Consider the following 17918-nt stretch of genomic DNA (forward strand, 5'->3'; position numbering starts at 1 on the left):
TAGCGGCTCAAAACCCCGGGTTTATCCGAGTTGTTTAGCACTCAACAAATTGCTATCGGAACTCGAAAGCGCTGGCAAGAGCTTGCCCAGTTCATTCAGCCACCAAATAATTGATCGCCCAAACCTTGGCCGCGAGCTGTACAAGCGGTGATGATGTGCGCCTTTGCATCCCGCGTCGCGGCGGCACGCCCGACCGGGTGAAACGCCTGCACCAGCTATGGAATCGGCAGCAACCGCCGGCCACCAATCCGCGCTCAACACACTGCGGAGATTGCGCGAGCGGCGCCCCTGCCCTTTCCTGGGACGCGGCGCGATCAGGCGTCGACGGAGAGCCGAGCCGACAGCAGGCGCTTCGTATAGGGCTGCTGCGGGTCGGCGAGCACGCTCGCGGTCGGGCCTCGCTCGACGATGCTGCCCCGGTACATCACCAGCACCTCGTCGGCAAAATACTCGACGCTCGCCAGGTCATGGGTGATCATCAGGTAGGTGAGCCCGCGCGCCTTCTGCAGCTTCGCCAGCAGCACGAGCACCTGAGCCCGCACCGAAAGATCGAGCGACGAGGTCGGTTCGTCGAGGACGACGAGGCTGGGCTCGCCGATCAGCGCCCGGGCGATGCCGATGCGCTGCTGCTGCCCGCCGGAAAGCGCGCCGGGGTAGCGATCGGCGACGACGGGATCGAGGTCGACCTCGCGTAGCATGGCGGCGACGCGGGCGCGGCGCTCGTCGCGCGACAGGCCCGGCTGATGCACGACCAGCGGTTCCTCGATGATCCGCCCGATCGGCATCCGCGGATTGAGCGATTCATAGGGTTCCTGGAAGACGACGCCGATGCGGGCGCGCAGCTTGCGCATCGCATCCTTGCTCAAGCCGGCTATGTCGACCCCGTCGAAACGAACACTGCCGCCGGCCGTCTTGTAGACGCCGAGGATCAGCCGCGCGAGCGTCGACTTGCCGGAGCCGCTCTCGCCAATGACCGCGACGGTGCGCCCGCGCGGCACGTCGAGGCTGACATCGTCGATCGCCTTGAGCGTCGAGCCATCCGGCCGGACGAACAGGCAGGAGACGTTGCGGACTTCAACCAGCGACAAGGGGCGGAACCTCCGTCTCGACATCCAGATGGCAGGCCACCTTGCGGCCGGGCGATACTTCGCGCAGCGGCGGCGTCACGCTGGCGCAGATGTCCTTGCTCTGCGGGCAGCGATCCCGGAACAGGCAGCCGACTGGCTCGGCATTGAGCTTCGGCAGCCTGCCGCCCAGCGTCTCCAGCGACTGCCCGGCGCGCGGCACCGAGCGCAGCAGCGCCAGCGCATAGGGATGGTAGGGCCGGCGGAATACCTCCCGGACCGGTCCGTCCTCCATGACGCGGCCGCAATACATCACCACCACTCGGTCGCAATAATTGGCGACGACGCCGAGATCGTGCGTGATGATCAGCATCGAGCGCTGACGCTCGCGCACCAGCGCGGCTATCAAATCGAGGATCTGCTTCTGGACCGTGACGTCGAGCGCCGTGGTCGGCTCGTCGGCGACCACCAGCGTCGGATCCAGCATTAGCGCGAGCGCGATGACGACGCGCTGCGCCATGCCGCCGGAAAGCTCGTGCGCATAGCCGTCGAGCACGCGCTCCGGCTGGTGGATGCCGACATGGCCGAGCATGTCGAGCGCCTGGCGCCGGATCGTCTTTCGGTCGATCCGGCGATGCGCGCGGACGACATTCTCGAACTGGCGCGACAGGCGCAGCACCGGGTTGAGCGCTCCGAACGGGTTCTGCGCGATGAAGCCGATCTCCGCGCCGCGGATTTTTCGCAACGCGCCGGACCGCATGGCGATGAGATCGCGTCCGCCAAAAGTCGCGACGCCGCGCGAGATCGTGTTCGGCGCGCGGATCAGCCCGAGAATGGTGTTGATGGTGACCGACTTGCCCGAGCCGCTCTCGCCGACGATCCCGACCAACTCGCCGTCGCCGACGTCGAAGGAGACGCCGTTGACGGCGTGGATCTCGCCGGACGCCGTCCGGAAGCGGGTTTCGACATCGCGAACATGCAGGCTCACCGCACCGACCTTTCCAATATGACGTCGAGGGCGTCGGCGACCATGTTGAGGCTGACGACGACGACAAAGATCGCCAGTCCCGGGAACAGCGACACCCACCACTGCCCGCCCGTCATCTGGCGGGCCCCGGCCTGGATCATCGCGCCCCAGCTCGGATCCGGCGGCGAAACGCCGATGCCGAGGAAGCTCAGCGCCGCGACCACCATCAGCGCGTTGGCGGTGGCGATCGAAAGCTGCACGGCGATCACGCCGGATACGTTGGGCAGCAGATGGACGAGCAGAACGCGCAGCGGCTTGGCACCGATCACCTCCGCCGCCTCGATGAAGCGCGCCTCGCGGATCGCCAGCCCCTCGGCCCGCACCAGGCGCAGGAAGCGGGGCGCCTCGATGATGATGATGGCGAAGATCACCATCTCCAGCCGGTTGCCGGTCAGCGTGACGATCGCGATCGCCAGGACCAGCAGCGGGAAGGCCTGGAAGGCGTCGAGCGAGCGCATCAGGAACGCGCTGCCGCGTCCCTTGGTCGTCGACAGCAAGCCGAGGAAAACGCCGATCAGTGCCGCCGCCAGCGCGCCACCGAAGGCGATCGGCAGGTCGCGGCCGGCCGCCGCGATGGTGCGCGAGAACACGTCGAAGCCGACGCTGTCGGTGCCGAACCAGTGCCGCGCTGATGGCGGTTGCAGCGTCGCCGCCGCGTCCGGCCGGATCGGGTCATAGGGCAGCGGCAGGAACCAGCTCGCGAGCAAAAGGGCGACGAGGACCAGCGCCCCCGCCACGAGGCCGAAATGGCGGCCGATCGGCCGGGCCGTCGCGATCAGACTAGCCATGCCGGATCCTCGGATCGAGCGCCGCAACGACCAGGTCGAGCACCAGATAGACCAGCATGGTGAAGAGGCCGGTGACGATCACGAAGCCCTGGATCGCCGGGATGTCGAGCGCCACGATCGCCTTCAGCCCCCACTGGCCGAGGCCCTGCCAGGAGAAGATGGTCTCGATGATCGCCGAGCCGCCGACCATCGCGCCGAACAGCATGGCGGTGTAGGTCAGGATCGGCGTCCGCGCCTGCAGCAGCGCGTACTGGACGACCCGCCACTCCGACAGGCCGCAGGCGCGCGCATACTGGATCTGCTTGGAGCCCATGGCATTGCCGACCGTCGTGCGCGTGATCTTGGCGAAGAGCGGGATGGCGCCGAGCGCGAGCGTCAGCACGGGCAGCATTGACCTGTGCAGCGCCGAACGAAGTCCGTTCCAGTCTCCCGCGAGGATGAGGTCGACCAGCAGGAAGCGGGTCACCGGCGGCGGATAGACGTCGATGATGCCCAGCCGCCCGGTCGGCGGCGGCGCCAGCCGCCACAGGAAGAACAGGAAGAAGATCAGGAGCAGCCCCGCGAGGAAGCCCGGAATGGCCTCCAGACCGGCGATGGCGACGCGGACGGTCCTGTCGGGCGCCCGGCCGCGAAAATAACCGGCGGCTGTACCGATCGTGATGCCCACCAGCGACGCCACAGCGAGCGCCATCACCACCAACTCGATGCTGGCGGGGAGATATTTGACGATCTCGTCGCGGATCGGCTGGCCAGTGAAGAAGGAGCGGCCGAAATCGCCCTGCAGGACATCGCCCACATAGGTGATGTAGCGCTCGGAAAGCGACCGATCGAGGCCGAGTTCGCCGCGCACCTTCGCGACCTCCCGTTCGCTCGCCGTCGAGCCGAGGATGGCCAGAGCCGGGTCGCCCGGCATGATGCTGACCAACAGGAACGAGATGGTGATGACGGCAAAGAGCGCCAGCGGGATGAAGGCGAGCCGCTTGGCGACCATGCCCCGGAAGGCACGGCCGCGATGCGGGGCGGGCGGCGCGAGGGCTTCTCGCGCCGCGTCGGCCGGGCCGGTATCCCGCCCGGTTGCGGGAGATGTCATGGGCTTGTCCAAGGCCCGCGACTACTGGGTCTTCTTCAGCTTGTAGGCGGTGATGTTGCCGCCGTTGTGGAGCTGGAACTCCCAGCCGGAGACCTTCTTGCTGCGCGCCAGCGGAATGCCCGTGTCGATCAGATAAACCTGCGGCGGGTTCTCGGCCATGATCTCGGACAGCTCGACGAGGATCGCCTGGCGGCGCTCCTTGTCCTCGGCCTTCAGGTGCAGCCCCTCGGTGACCAGCTCGTCATAACGGGCATTGGCGTATTTGAACGAGTTCTGGAACGAGCTGCCATGGTTCATCAAGTTGAGGCTGTAGAACGGATCGGCGAAGGCCGGCAGCTCGAGATAGAGCATGGCGTCATACTCGCCCTTGAAGAAGCGCTCCGAAAAGGTGCTACCGCTGGCGACCAGTTCGATCTCCGCCGTGATGCCGATCTGGCGCAGCATGTCGGCGAGGAACACCGCTTCCTGCTCGGCATGCGAGCCGGGGCGCGTCGGGCTGATCGTCAGCTTGATCGAGAAGCCCTCGGGATAGCCGGCCTCGGCCATCAGCTTCCGGGCCTTCTCGACATCGTGGGCGATGTAGGGCTTCAGGCCCTCGATGCCGTAGTCGGCATGAATGCCGGTGACGGCGGGCTTGCCGAAGCCCTTGAACACACCCTGGGCGATGGCGTCACGGTCGATGGCAAGCGAGATCGCCTGCCGCACCAGCGGGTTGGCGAGCCGTTCGTCCTTGTAGTTCAGCAAGAGCGTGTCGCGCGCGGCGCTGACGCAGTTGACCACGTCGATCGTGTCGCTGCCCTTCAGGTCGGCATATTCCTCGAACGGCAGCAGCGCGGCGAAATCGATCTCGCCGCTGCGCAGCAGCTGCGAACGGGTGGCGCTCTCCGGCACGCCGAGCACGACGAGGCTGTTGCCGTTGCCGCGATTGGCGGCGTCCCAGTAGTTCGGGTTCGGCGTCAGCATCACGCGGGTGCCGGGGACGAAGCTCTCCTCGGTGATCACCCAGGGACCGAAATCGGCGGAATTCTTGGCCAGCCAGGCAAGCGCCAGCGGGTCCTCCTCCGTCGCGTGCTTCCGCACTTCGGTGCTGTCGAAGATCTGGAACTGGCTCCAATGGAAGATCACCAGGTCGAAGATCGTCTTCTGGTCGAGGTGCACGCGGATCGTATGCGGATCGACGATCTCGATCGGGTCATCCTTGCGGTAGGAATTCATGTCGAAGGCGAGGAAGCGCAGCACGCTCGACTGCTTCAGCCCGCGATCCAGGCTCCACTTGACGTCCTCGGCGGTCATCTCGTTGCCGAACGAGCTCTTGACGCCCTTGCGCAGCTTGAACTCGATGAACTTGCCGTCCGGATCGACGCTCCAGCTTTCGGCGAGGTTCGGGCGCAGGTTGGTCTGGACGTTGGGCATCTGCCCGCAGCCGCCATTCTCCAGCTCGGCGACGTCGAACTGCAACAGCGAGGAGGCCTGCTCGTTGGCGATGAAGCTGGAGGTTTCGCCCTCGTATTTCGTCTGGTGGTCGAGCTGCTGGGGAACCGAGGGTACCGCCTTGATGATCGGGACCGGCGACAGGTCCTGCGCCGCGACGAGCGCGCTGGCCGAAAGCAGGATCCCCACCGAGAGCAACGCCGAAACGGAGGCGCGCGCACAGAATCCGGACGTGCGGTTCATCGTATTTCCCTCTGGTTCTTATTGAGATTTCAAGCCTTGAACCCAGACGGAAAAGCGATCCGACGGACACAGCCTTGCCTCATTGGAAGCAAGTATTTGTCCGGACAAATGTCTTTGTCAACCCGCGTAGCGACATCGATCGCCATCGCCGCCGCCGCTCGGGGAACCGATCGCGCTCACGATTGGCGAGCGCGAAACGCGGCAGGAAGGGAAGCGGAAGCGAGCCGCAAACGGGCGCGTGGCGGCGGCGCGCGCACGTGCATCGGCATCCGCCATGCGGGGCGTTTCCGGCCGCGCCGATGGCGGTCAGATCATTGCCGGCCGCGGCCAGAAAGAGGGTTTGAACGCGGCCGGACGGGCCGCGCTCGGTTCAACGGAAGCGGGGCTTCCGCTTCTCCATGAAGGACTGGAAGCCCTCCTGAAAGTCGGGGCCGGTGAAGCTCGCATCGGCGATATCAGCCGCCTCGGCGGGCGTACCGGCACCCTGGTCGACCAGCATGTTGACGATGGCCTTGGCAGCGCGGATCGAGGTCTGCGACAGCGCCGCCAGATCCTCGGCATAGTTCCGCACGACGCCCTCCAGTTCCTCCGGCGCGACGACCCGGTCGATCAGCCCGATGGCGAGCGCCTCGCCGGCCGGCAGCATGCGGCCGGAGAACAGGATGTCCTTGGCGCGCGCCGGACCGACCTTCTCGACCAGCTGCGCCGTATCGGCGTAGCTGTAGGCAAGACCGAGCCGGGCAGGCGTGATGGCGAAACGCGCCGCCGACGAGGCAAAGCGGAGATCGCAGGCGAGCGCGATGCCGCAACCGCCGCCGACACAGATCCCGTCGACGACCGCGATCACCGGCCGCTGCAGATGGCGTAGCGCCGCCTGCCCTGCCCGCACCGCCGCGTTGTAGGCCTCGGTCCGGCCGGCGTCGGAATAGACATCGGCGAACTCGCTGATGTCGGCGCCGGCGCTGAAGGCGCGCCCGCCGGCGCCGCGCACGAGCACGACGCGGATCGCCTCGTCCGCCGCGATCGCCGCCACCGCCTCCGGCAGCGCCGACCACATCGCCGAGGAGACGGCGTTGTGCTTCTCGGGCTGGTTCAGCTCCAGCGTCGCGACCGGGCCGGGGCCGACCAGTCGCAACTGGCCGCCGGCAAAGGCGCGCTCGCTCGTCATGCCAAAGCGTCCATCATCGCGGGCACCGCCGTGAACAGGTCCTCTTCGAGACCATAATCGGCGATCTGGAAGATCGGCGCATCCGGATCCTTGTTGATCGCGACGATGACCTTCGAATCCTTCATGCCAGCCAAATGCTGGATGGCGCCGGAGATGCCGAGCGCGACATAGAGCTCGGGCGCGACGATCTTGCCGGTCTGGCCGACCTGTAGATCATTCGGGGCGTAGCCGGAATCGACGGCTGCGCGCGAGGCGCCGATTGCCGCGCCAAGACGATCTGCGAGCGGCGCCACCACGGCGTCGAACTTTTCCGCCGAGCCGAGCGCGCGTCCGCCCGAAACGATGATGCGGGCCGAGCCAAGCTCCGGCCGCGTCGAGGTCGAGAGATCGGCGCCTACGAAGCGCGACGTGGAGCTTGCGGCGGGCGCGGGGAGCGCCTCGATCGGAGCGTTTGCGTCACCCGCCTCGGACGCGGGGAACGCGGCGGCGCGGATCGTCAGCACGCGCTTCGCCTCGTCGGAGCGCACCGTTTCCAGCGCGTTTCCGGCATAGATCGGGCGCTCGAAGGTGTCGGCGGCAAGGACCTTCGTCACATCGGAAATCTGCATGACGTCGAGGCGAGCGGCGACGCGCGGCAGGGCATTCTTCATGGCGGAGGTCGCGGGCGCCGCGATCACCGTGTAGGCGTCGGTGATGCGGATGACGAGTTCCGCCAGCGGCTCGGCCAGCAGGTTGGCGAGCACCGCCCCCTCCGCGACAAGAACCCGGGCAACGCCCGCGAGCGACGCCGCCTGGGCTGCGATCGCCGCGACGCCATCACCGGCAACGAGGACGTCGACCGGCGCGCCGATCTGCCGGGCGGCCGTCAGAGCCTTCGCCGTAGCGTCGCCGAGCCGGACGCCGTCATGGTCTGCGATCAGAAGCGTGGCCATGGTCAGATTACTCCCGCCGTCTTGAGTTTTTGCACGAGTTCGGCCGCCGAAGCGACCTTGATGCCCGCCTGGCGGCCGGACGGTTCCCGCGTCGAGACGATCTCCAGCCGCGGCGTCGCGTCGACGCCGAGCGCCTCCGGCGTCGTCTCGTCGAGCGGCTTCTTCTTCGCCTTCATGATGTTGGGCAGCGAGGCATAGCGCGGCTCGTTCAGGCGCAGATCCGTCGTCACGACGGCCGGCAGCGCCAGGCTCACCGTCTGAAGGCCGCCATCGACCTCGCGCGTCACCTCGACCTGGCCGCCGTCGACGGCGACCTTGGAAGCGAAGGTGCCCTGCGGCCAGTCGAGCAGCGCCGCCAGCATCTGGCCCGTCTGGTTGGAATCATCGTCGATCGCCTGCTTGCCGAGGATGACCAGGCCGGGCTCCTCGCGGGCGACGATCGCCTTCAGGAGCTTGGCGACGGCAAGCGGCTCGACCCGGCCCTCGGCCTTCACCAGGATGCCGCGATCGGCGCCCATGGCGAGCGCGGTGCGGATCGTCTCCGCCGCGCTGGCAGCACCGACTGAGACGACGATGATCTCGCTCGCCTTGCCGGCCTCCTTGAGGCGCAGCGCCTCCTCGACGGCGATCTCGTCGAACGGGTTCATCGCCATCTTCACATTGGCGAGCTCGACGCCGGAGGCGTCGGCCTTGACCCGGATCTTGATATTGGCGTCGACCACCCGCTTCACGGGCACGATGATTTTCATGGGCATGGTCCTTTGGGAGGATCAGAGACAATCGTAGAGAGCGGCAACGAGGCGGCGGCTGCGGTCGGAAGACCCCATGCCGGGCGCCATCCGGGCCGTGACGAAACCGACGGCGAGATCCGCTTCCGGATCGGCGAAGGCGAAGGCGCCGCCGGCGCCCCAATGGCCGACGGCATCCGCCGAGGGACCGAAATCGAACGAGGGCGGCAGCGACAGTTCCAGCCCCTCGGCGAGCCGGATCGGCACGCCCAACACCGGGTCGTCGCCCAGACTGCGGGTGCGCTCGGTCCGGGCCGCGCGCTTGCGCTCCGGCGACAGAAAGACGGCCTTTCGACCGAAGACGCCGAAGATGCGGGCGAGCCCCGTCGCGGTCGCGTGGCCGCTGCCGGAGCCGATCGTCGCCCGGCGCCAGCGATCACTGTTGAAGTCCTCGCCGGAGGCAAACCCGGCCATCGAGCGCGAAAACAGGCTGTCCGGCTCGGCCTCGAGGGTTCGGAACAACGATCCGGGGTCGTCCTGCCGCATGCGCGCCGCGCGGCGGATGTCAGGATCGGAAAGGGCAAAGCCGAAATCGGCCCCGAGCGGCGCGGCCACCTCCGCCGCCACGAGATCGGCGAGCGGCCGGCCGGTCGCGCGCCGCAGGATCTCGCCGAGCAGATAGCCATAGGTCATGTTGTGATAGGCGGGCCGACCATCGAGTGGCACGACCGGAGCCGAGCGCGCCAGCGCGTCCGTCATGGTGAACCAGTCGTAGAGATCCCCCGCCGCCAGCGGCACCGAGACCGCAGGCAAGCCAGCGCGATGCGTCAGGACATCGGCGACCGTGATGTCGGCCTTGCCGTTCGCTGCGAATTCCGGCCAGAGATGTCGGACGGGCGCATCGAGGTCGACGCGACCTTGGTCGACAAGCCGGTGTGCCAGGATCGACAGCACGCCCTTCGAGACGGAGAAGCAGCAGGCAAGCGTATCGTGGCGCCAGTCGCGGCCATTGGCGGCATCCGCCACGCCTCCATGGATCTCGACCACCGGCCGGCCGGAAGCGAGCACGGTGAGCGCCGCGCCGGTTTCCTCGCCCGAGGCCAGCATCGCGGCCAGCGTGTCGGCGACGCGCGCGAAGGCAGGATCGAACCGGCCAGAGAGACGGGGCGACAGGGTCGCCTCGACCATCGTCATGGCGCCAGCACCGCCGGCGCCAGCGCGGGCCGGCCGAGGATCATGTCGGCGGCCTTCTCCGCGATCATCATGGTCGGCGCCGAGGTGTTGCCGCCGACGATGGTGGGCATCACAGAGGCGTCGACGACGCGGAGACCGCGCACGCCGCGCACCTTGAGCTCGCCGTCGACGACCGAGCCTTCGTCACTGCCCATGCGGCAGGTGCCGACGGGATGGAAGATCGTGTTGGCGCCGGCGCGCACCCAGGCGTCGATGGCGTCATCGTCGCGCAGATCCGTTGTGACGGGCGAGATCTCGCCGGCGTCATGGCGGGCGAGCGCCGGGCTGGCGCCGATCCGGCGGGCGAGGCGGACACCGTCGCGCATGCAGCGGCGGTCCGCCTCGGCTTCGAGATAGTTGGGCTCGATCGTCGGCGCGACGGTCGGATCGACGCCCGCGATCTGCACCGTGCCCCGGCTTTCCGGCCGCAGCTGGTAGAAGTTGATCAGATAGCCGTGCTGCCCCTGCCCCGCCCGCGTCGTCTCCAGGTTGAGACCGGGCACGAAGGTGATGTGGATGTCGGGAATGTCGAGTTCGGGCCGCGTCTTCAGGAACCCGCCGGCCTCGAGCGGGATCGAGGTCGCCGGGCCCGTTCCGAACAGCAGCGCTCGGAGGCCTGCCGAGATCGCGCGATCCGGCCGGAACAGCGAATAGAGCGTGATCGGCTCCTTGCAGCGATATTTGAGGTAGACGCCAAGATGGTCCTGCAGATTGCGGCCGACCTCCCGGTTCTCGACGCGCGGCGTCACGCCGGCCCGCTTCAGCGCCTCGGGATCGCCGATGCCGGAGAGCTGCAGCAATTGCGGCGAGTTGATCGTGCCGCCGGACAGGATGACCTCGCGCTTGGCCGTGACGCGGACCGGCGTGCCGTTGCGGGTCAGCTCCAGCCCGGTGGCGCGGCCATTCTCGAGGATGACCTTGGTCGCCAGCGCCCGCGTCCAGACCGTCAGGTTGTCGCGCCCCATCGCCGGGCGCAGGAACGCCGTCGCCGTGCTTTCGCGCCGGCCGTTGCGGATGTTGAAATCATAGAGGCCGAGGCCTTCCTGGTCCGGCCCGTTGAAATCGTCATTGGCGACGAAGCCCTCGGCGAGACCCGCCTTCAGGAATTCGCCATAGAGCGGGTTCTCGCCCTTCGCCTTGACGACGGCGAGCGGTCCGGTCGTGCCGTGATAGGCATCGGCCGGGCGCTCGAGATGGCCTTCCGAGCGCCGGAAATAAGGAAGAATGTCGGCATAGCCCCAGCCGGGCAGCCCCTGGCCCGCCCAGGTGTCGTAGTCGGCGCGATGGCCGCGCATATACATCATGCCGTTGATCGAGGACGATCCGCCGAGCACTTTTCCACGCGGCCAGTTGACGGCGCGGCCGTCGAGATGCGCCTGCGGCGTCGTCGCGTAGTTCCAGTTGATCGACTTCCAGAAGTAAATCAGGCCGGAAACCATCGGCACCTTGATCAGCGGATTGCTGTCGGCGCCGCCGGCCTCCAGCAGCAACACAGAATGCTTGCCGTCTTCGGACAGGCTATTGGCCAGCACGCAGCCGGCGGAGCCGGCTCCGACGACGATATAGTCAAAACTCTGCGTCATTCTGCTCTTGCTCAATCAGTACGGGAATTCGGCGCCGTTCATGGCGATGGCCTGGCCACTGACATACTCGGCCTCGTCGCTGGCAAGCCAGGAAACCGTCGCCGCGACATCGTCCGGCGTGCCGAACCGGCCCCAGGGCACGGTGGCGCGGAAGCCTTCGATGACCTCGTCCGGCGTCTTGCCGGTGACGCGGGCAAAGCCGGAGGCGATGCCACCCCAGAACGGCGTCTCGATATGGCCCGGCACATAGGTGTTGGCGCGGATCCGATGCGGCGCCAACTCGACCGCCAGCGACTGCGTCAGCATGATGATCGCGGCCTTGGAGGCGCAGTAGTGCGAGAGGTTCGGCACGCCGCGCCGCCCGGCGCCCGAAGCGGCGTTAATGATCGCGCCGCCCCTGCCCTGCGCGATCATCTGGCGCGCCGCGGCACGCGATCCGAGGAAGACGCTGTCGACATTGATGCCGACGACGCGCTGCCATTCGGAAAGCGGCATGTCGATGACGGGACCGACGGCGATCACACCGGCATTGCAGACCATGACGTCCAGGCCGCCGAAACGCGCCGCCGTCTCGGCCACCGCCACATCGACGGTCGCCTCGTCGGTGGCGTCGCCCACGAGGCTCAGGAATCGCCCCGCCGCTTCGGGCTTGTCGATGGAGGCGAGATCGAGCACGGCGACCGAGGCGCCCTCGCCGAGAAAGCGCTCGACGATGCCGAGGCCGATGCCACTGGCGCCGCCGGTGACCAGCACGCCCTTGCCGGCGTGACGCTCGCAATCGCGGATCATGAGGAACTTCCCGTGCCGGCATCGCGATATTGCGGCCCGCGCGAGGCAGGGACCGCGACGATCGCGGGATCGAAACGTTTCAGCGCATAGCCTTCTGGCTGCGGTGCGCGGGCGGCATAGCCGGACGCCCGCTCGACGGCGGCGAGCACCGTCGGATGGACGTAATAGAGACTATAGAGCGCCACCACGAACGGGTCGAAGACGGCAGCCTTCTCCCGCTCGACGCTCTCGACGACGGCGATCTGCGCCTCCTTCGGTCGGGTGGAGAAATCCGCGGGCAAGGCCGCGATCATCGCCTCGGCCATGGCGCCGAAGCGCTCATGCGTCACCATTGCATCGGCCAGTTCGATCCGGCTCGGCGGCGGGAAGTCCGCGTCGCCCGGGATCATCCGGTCGAGCAGAACCGCGAGAGAAGTGCGATCGATGCTTGTCATGCCGCTACCTCCACGCCGCGCCGCGCCGCGAGCAGCCGGTCGGCGGCGCGCAGCGCCACCGCCTGGATCGTCGGCGTCGGATTGAGCGCCGCCGATGTGGTGAAGACGGAGCCGTCGACGACCAGCAGGTTGGGCACGCTGTGCGCCCGGCAATCGCCGTCGACGACGCTGGCGTCGGCGTCGCTGCCCATGCAGGCGGTGCCGAGCAGGTGGAAGCCGGCGTTGACGACCAGACGCTCCGCCGTGACGGCAACGGCGCCGGCCTCATTGAAGGCGCGCGTCGCGCTCTTGATGCCGTGCTCGATCATCTCCTTGGTGTTCTGGTCGAGGCTGTAGGTCATCTTCGGCGCCGGGATACCCCAGGCATCCCGGAGGCTGTCCGAGAGCGTGACACGGTTGTCGAGGCGCGGCAGATCTTCGGTCGTGACCGTCAGGCTCGCGGTGCGGGCGAAGGTGTTGCGGAAGGTCTCGTGGTGCCCCTCGCCCCAGGGGACGCGCGGCAGGTAACCGCCGACCGCCGTACCGACCGGGCCGTTCGAGCGCACCAGCTGCATCTGGTAGCCGCGCACGAAGCCGCGCGCCGCATCGGTCTCGTAGAAGTGCTGGCAGAGGATCGAGACGGCGAAGGGACCGGCATAGCCGTCGACCGCCTCGTCGAAGGTGCCGGTCACCATGCCGGTCGGATGGTGCATCAGGCGGCGCCCGACCAGATCGGTGTCGTTGGCGATGCCGTTTGGAAAGCGCTTCGACTGCGACAGCAGCATGAGCCGCGCCGTGCCGAGGCCGTTGGCGGCCAGGATCACCACATGCGCCCGATGCCGCTGGGCGGCGCCGTCGCGGTCATAATAGGCGACGCCAGTGGCGCGGCCCTCGCTGTCGGTCTCGACCTCGAACGCGCGTGCGCCGGTGATCAGCTTGGCGCCTGCGCCGATCGCCTGCGGCCAGTAGGTGACATCGGACGAACTGCGCGCCCCGCTCGGGCAGCCGAGATCGCAGGGGCCGCAATTGTTGCAGCCGCCACGCCCCTCGCCATAGGGCTGCGAATTGATGGCGACGTCGCAGGGCCACCAGTGCCAGCCGAGCCGGTCGAAGGCGCCGGCCATCTTCTCGGCGCCCCGGCCAAGCGGCACCGGCGGCATCTGGCGCGCCAGGCGCGGCGGATTGCCGGGATCCCCGGCAAGGCCGGAGACGCCCATCATCCGGTCGTTCTCTTCGTAGTAGGGCGCGAGATCCTCGTACGAGATCGGCCAATCGTCGCCGACGCCGTCGAGCGTCTTGACCCGGAAGTCGGAGGGGCGGAAGCGCGGGAAATGCGCGCCCCAGAGAATGGTCGAGCCGCCGACCGCATTATAGAGGAACGGCTTGATCGCCGCCTCGCTGTCATCAACGGGATAGTCGACCGGGTTGCGCCGCACATTCGGATTGGGGTGATGGCTGGTCTGGCGCGCCACCTCCCAGTCGGTGCGGAAGCTCGGCACCTCGTCATAGCGCACCCAGTCGCCCTGCTCGAGACAGGTGACCTTCAGGCCTGCGCGCGCCAGACGCCACGCGACCGCAGCTCCGCTGGCACCGGCGCCGACAATGACGACATCGTCGATCGCGTCCGTCATGCGTGCGCCCCTCCGAAGGCCTGGATCTCGCCCGCCACGGCCCGCCAGCAGCGGACGCTCTGGCCGCCTTCGAGCGGTTCCAGCGCTTGCGGCGTCGCCCGGCAGGCTTCGACCACATGCGGGCAGCGGCTTGCCAGGTAGCAGCCATGCGGCAGGTCGATCGGGCTCGGGATCTCGCCCTCGAGAGCCGCCGGAATGACGCTGTCGACGCGCCGGTTGGTCGGATCGGGGAAGAGATGCGCCGAGAGCAACGCCTGCGAATAGGGATGGCGCGGCTTGCTGAACACCTGTTCGACGGTGCCCGTCTCGACGATCTGGCCGAGATACATGACCGAGACCTTGTGGCAGAGATAGCGAACCGTCGTCAGGTCGTGGCTGATGAACAGGTAGCTGATGCCGAGCTCCTTCTGGAGCCGGACGAGAAGCTCGATCAGCCCGACGCGGGCCCGCGGCGACAGCACCGAGGTCGGCTCGTCGAGCACAATGAACTCGGGATTGCAGGCGAGCGCGCGGGCGATGTTGATGCGCTGCAGGGCGCCGGCGCCGAGGCCGCGCGGCCTGCGGTCGAGCAGCGCGCGATCGAGATCGACGAGGTCCATCAGTTCCTCGGCCCGCCTGCGCTTGTCGGCCGTCGACAGCTTCGTGTGCAGGTCGAGCGGCTCGGTCAGGATCCGGCGGATCGACCAGCGCGGATTGAGGCTGTCGAACGGATCCTGGAAGACGATCTGCAGTTTCGAGCGGTAGCGCCGCATGTCGTTAGGCGGCAGCTTGACGAGATCCTCGCCGTCGAAGACGACCGAGCCGGACGACGGTTCCAGGAGCCGCAGCATACAGCGCCCGACCGTCGTCTTGCCGGAGCCGCTTTCGCCGACCAGTCCGAGCGTCTCGCCGCGGCCGATCGTCAGTGAGACCTTGTCGACCGCCTGGATCAGCTTCTTGGTATGGCGAACGGCGAAGGTCTTGCGCAAATCGGTGGTGGCGAGCAGCGGCCTAGTGCCGGCCTCGACCGGCGGCAGGCCGAGCGAATGGCCGCGCTCGCGCTGCAGCTTCAGGATTTGCTGACTGTAGGGATGCTGCGGATTGGCGAAGAACTGCCGGACCGGAGCGTCCTCGACGATCCGCCCCTCATGAAGCACCAGTACGCGGTCACAATAATTGGCGAGCGTGCCCAGCTCCTGCGTGATCAGCAGGATGGCGGAGCCGGTTTTCTGGACGGTGTTCCACATCTCGTCAAGGAACTGCGCCTGGATCGTCACGTCGAGGCCGCTGGTCGGCTCGTCGGCGATCAAGAGCTTCGGCTTCGAAGAGAGCGCCATGGCGATCAGCGCCCGCTGCGCCATGCCTCCTGAAAGCTCGTGCGCATAGGCCTCGGCCCGGCTTTCGGGATCGTTGATGCCGACCATGCGCAGCATCTCGATGACCTTGCGTCGAACCTCGGTGCCGCTCGCCTGGTTGTGCGCCTCGTAGGCGTAGCCGATCTGCTTGCCGATCCGGAGCATCGGATTGAGCGAGGAGCGCGGGTTCTGCACGATGATGCCGATGTCGCGGCCGCGAATGGCGCGGATCTCGGCTTCCGGCAGCTTGAGCAGATCGCGGCCGTCGAACTCGACACGGCCGCCGAGGATCTTGCCCGGCGGTCGCGCCAGGCCGAGCAGCGCCAGCGCCGCGGTCGACTTGCCGCTGCCGGCGTCGCCGATCAGCCCGACCACCTCGCGCTCATGGACCTTGAAGGAAAGCCCGTCGACCGGCTTCACCATGCGCCCGTCGACCGGATAGCCGACGACGAGGTTCTCCACCGAGAGCACCGTACGCGCCGCCATGGTCTCCGGGCGCTCGGCCACCGCCGCTGCCTCACGATGCATCATAGCGGCGCTCCAGAGCGTTGCCGAGCACGGCGAAGCCGAACACGGTCAGGGAGATGGCGATGCCCGGGAACACCGACGGCCACCATTCGCCAAGAATGATCTGGTTGGCGCCGGTGGAAATCATCAGGCCCCATTCCGGCGTCGGCGGGCGCACGCCGGCGCCGACGAAGGACAGGCCCGCGGTGAGCAGGATGGCGAAGCCGATGGTGACGGAGGCCTGGATCAGTGCCGGCGTCAGCGAGTTCGGCAGGACGTGGCGGATGGCGATGTTGAGCTCGGTGTTGCCGAGCGCGCGCGCCGCCTCGACGAAGCCGCGCACCTTCTGGCTCATCACCTCGGCGCGGGTTAGGCGGACATAGATCGGCGTGTAAACGAAGGCGAGCGCGATGACGATGTTGGTCGTCGAACGGCCGGCCAGCGCCACCAGGACCATGGCCGAGATAAAGACCGGGAACGACTGCATGACGTCGGAGACGCGCATCATGAACTCGGTCGCGGCATTGCGGTAATAGCCGGCGATCAGGCCTAGGAAGACGCCGATGACGAGAGACAGTCCGTTGGCGACCAGCGCGATGACGAGATCGGTGCGCGGCGCGGCGATGACGCGGGAGAACACGTCGAAGCCGCTGGCGTCCGTGCCCATCCAGTGCGGCGGCGCCTCAAGCGTGCCCGAGATCCAGGCGCTGAAGAGGCCAGGCACCTCGGCGAGCGACGGCGGCGGGACCGAGACGTTCGGAGTCGTCAGCGTCGGATCGTAGGGGCCGATATAGGGGCCGACCACTGCGAGCGCGACGACGATGACGACGATCGTCAGGCCAAGGCCGAACAGCCAGTCGCGGCGGCGGCGCGGCAGCATGTCTGCCGTTTCGAGGGTGTGCTGGCTCGACATCAGAAGGCAATCCGTGGGTCGATCGCGGCGTGGATCAGGTCCAGCGCGAGATAGACGACAAGCGAGATGGCGGTGATCACGAGCACGACGGCCTGGATGGCGGGGTAATCGTAGTTGAGCACCGCGTTGATCGCGTATTGGCCGATGCCGCCGAGCGAGAAGACGCTCTCGGTCAGGACCGCGCCGCTGAGCATGAAGCCATAGAGGATGCCGATCAGCGTCATCGACGGCGCCATCGCCGCCCTGAGCGCATAGCCGGCGACCCGCCGCTTCGGCAGGCCGGCGCAGTTGGCGTAGAGCACGAAGTCGGACTGCAGGGCGCGGGCCATGTTCTGGCGCACCATCTTGATGATCGGCCCCGACAGGATGAACGCCATGGTGAAGACCGGCAGCATCAGGTGATGCAGCGCCTCGACGAAGAGGTCGAACTGGCCGGCGATCAGGGAATCGATGGTCATGAAGCCGGTGACGACATCAGGCGGACTGGACATCGGCGACAGCCGGCCAAGCGGCGCCGGCGCGATGCCGAGGGTGAAGAAGAACAGGTAGACGAACAGAAGCCCCCACCAGAACTCCGGCTGCGAACCGGCGAAGAGCGAGTAGACGAAGACGCCCTTGTCAGCCTTGCCGCCGGGATTGAGCGCACCGAACATGCCGATCGGCACGGCGACGGCGAGCGCCAGGATGAAGCTCAGCGTGACGAGCTCGAGGGTCACGGGCAGATAGGCGGCGATCTCCGCGGTGACGGGCGTGCCGGTAACCCAGGAGACGCCCAGCGATCCCTGCAGCAATCCCGGCGCAATTTCGGGCTGGAAGCCGAGATAGGTCGCCAGCTGCGCCAGAAGCGGCCGGTCGACGCCGAGCTGCTTGGCGGCCTGCGCATAGGCCTCTGGGCTGGCATTCATGCCGACCAGGCGAGACACCGGGTCCGCCGGCAGCAGTCGGATCAGGAAGAAAACAGCGATCGTCAGTCCGATGAGCTGAAGCAGCCCAACGGCGAAGCGCTTGGAGATGTATCGAAACAGCACGGGCCGACCCTCGGCG

The 17918-nt window shown here is 67.6% G+C and carries 16 protein-coding genes; all 16 read right to left on the minus strand.

What is annotated here, in order from left to right; translation table 11 throughout:
- Positions 1-314 precede the first annotated feature (314 nt).
- Positions 315-1088 (minus strand): ATP-binding cassette domain-containing protein, encoded by a 774-nt coding sequence (locus G539_RS0115245; protein ID WP_029075959.1) that lies wholly within the window; start codon positions 1086-1088, stop codon positions 315-317.
- On the minus strand, positions 1075-2052 hold the full coding sequence (locus tag G539_RS0115250; protein WP_029075960.1) for an ABC transporter ATP-binding protein: 978 nt from the start codon (positions 2050-2052) through the stop codon (positions 1075-1077). Before G539_RS0115250 ends, G539_RS0115245 begins: the two co-directional genes overlap by 14 nt.
- Entirely contained in the window at positions 2049-2879 is an 831-nt protein-coding gene (locus tag G539_RS25020; RefSeq protein ID WP_084640029.1) for an ABC transporter permease, read from the minus strand. The genes G539_RS0115250 and G539_RS25020 overlap by 4 nt, the downstream gene beginning before the upstream one ends.
- Positions 2872-3969: an ABC transporter permease gene (locus G539_RS0115260; RefSeq protein WP_084640030.1), complete on the minus strand. Its 1098-nt coding sequence runs from the start codon at positions 3967-3969 to the stop codon at positions 2872-2874. Before G539_RS0115260 ends, G539_RS25020 begins: the two co-directional genes overlap by 8 nt.
- 21 nt (positions 3970-3990) lie before the next feature.
- Positions 3991-5643 (minus strand): ABC transporter substrate-binding protein, encoded by a 1653-nt coding sequence (locus G539_RS0115265; RefSeq protein WP_029075962.1) that lies wholly within the window; start codon positions 5641-5643, stop codon positions 3991-3993.
- Positions 5644-6013: 370 nt separating this feature from the next.
- Entirely contained in the window at positions 6014-6811 is a 798-nt protein-coding gene (locus G539_RS25025; protein ID WP_035831447.1) for an enoyl-CoA hydratase-related protein, read from the minus strand.
- Positions 6808-7743 carry an electron transfer flavoprotein subunit alpha/FixB family protein gene (locus tag G539_RS0115285; RefSeq protein ID WP_029075965.1) on the minus strand — a complete coding sequence of 312 codons (936 nt, stop codon included), beginning with the start codon at positions 7741-7743 and terminating at the stop codon, positions 6808-6810. The genes G539_RS25025 and G539_RS0115285 overlap by 4 nt, the downstream gene beginning before the upstream one ends.
- Positions 7744-7745: 2 nt before the next feature.
- Positions 7746-8492 carry an electron transfer flavoprotein subunit beta/FixA family protein gene (locus G539_RS0115290; protein WP_029075966.1) on the minus strand — a complete coding sequence of 249 codons (747 nt, stop codon included), beginning with the start codon at positions 8490-8492 and terminating at the stop codon, positions 7746-7748.
- Positions 8493-8513: 21 nt separating this feature from the next.
- Complete coding sequence (locus G539_RS0115295) at positions 8514-9665, minus strand: serine hydrolase domain-containing protein (protein WP_029075967.1); 1152 nt, start codon at positions 9663-9665, stop codon at positions 8514-8516.
- Positions 9662-11287, minus strand: a complete 1626-nt coding sequence (locus G539_RS0115300) for a GMC family oxidoreductase (protein WP_035831451.1) — start codon at positions 11285-11287, stop codon at positions 9662-9664. Before G539_RS0115300 ends, G539_RS0115295 begins: the two co-directional genes overlap by 4 nt.
- A gap of 15 nt (positions 11288-11302) precedes the next feature.
- Positions 11303-12076, minus strand: a complete 774-nt coding sequence (locus tag G539_RS0115305; protein WP_035831453.1) for an SDR family NAD(P)-dependent oxidoreductase — start codon at positions 12074-12076, stop codon at positions 11303-11305.
- Complete coding sequence (locus G539_RS0115310) at positions 12073-12510, minus strand: hypothetical protein (protein ID WP_156911993.1); 438 nt, start codon at positions 12508-12510, stop codon at positions 12073-12075. The genes G539_RS0115305 and G539_RS0115310 overlap by 4 nt, the downstream gene beginning before the upstream one ends.
- Positions 12507-14120 carry a GMC family oxidoreductase gene (locus G539_RS0115315; protein ID WP_029075971.1) on the minus strand — a complete coding sequence of 538 codons (1614 nt, stop codon included), beginning with the start codon at positions 14118-14120 and terminating at the stop codon, positions 12507-12509. The genes G539_RS0115310 and G539_RS0115315 overlap by 4 nt, the downstream gene beginning before the upstream one ends.
- On the minus strand, positions 14117-15985 hold the full coding sequence (locus G539_RS25030; RefSeq protein ID WP_051231467.1) for a dipeptide ABC transporter ATP-binding protein: 1869 nt from the start codon (positions 15983-15985) through the stop codon (positions 14117-14119). The genes G539_RS0115315 and G539_RS25030 overlap by 4 nt, the downstream gene beginning before the upstream one ends.
- Entirely contained in the window at positions 15972-16874 is a 903-nt protein-coding gene (locus G539_RS0115325; RefSeq protein ID WP_051231469.1) for an ABC transporter permease, read from the minus strand. Before G539_RS0115325 ends, G539_RS25030 begins: the two co-directional genes overlap by 14 nt.
- Positions 16874-17902 (minus strand): ABC transporter permease, encoded by a 1029-nt coding sequence (locus G539_RS0115330; RefSeq protein ID WP_051231470.1) that lies wholly within the window; start codon positions 17900-17902, stop codon positions 16874-16876. The genes G539_RS0115325 and G539_RS0115330 overlap by 1 nt, the downstream gene beginning before the upstream one ends.
- Positions 17903-17918: the final 16 nt, after the last annotated feature.

It is taken from the genome of Kaistia adipata DSM 17808 (genome assembly GCF_000423225.1).
Taxonomy (GTDB): domain Bacteria; phylum Pseudomonadota; class Alphaproteobacteria; order Rhizobiales; family Kaistiaceae; genus Kaistia; species Kaistia adipata.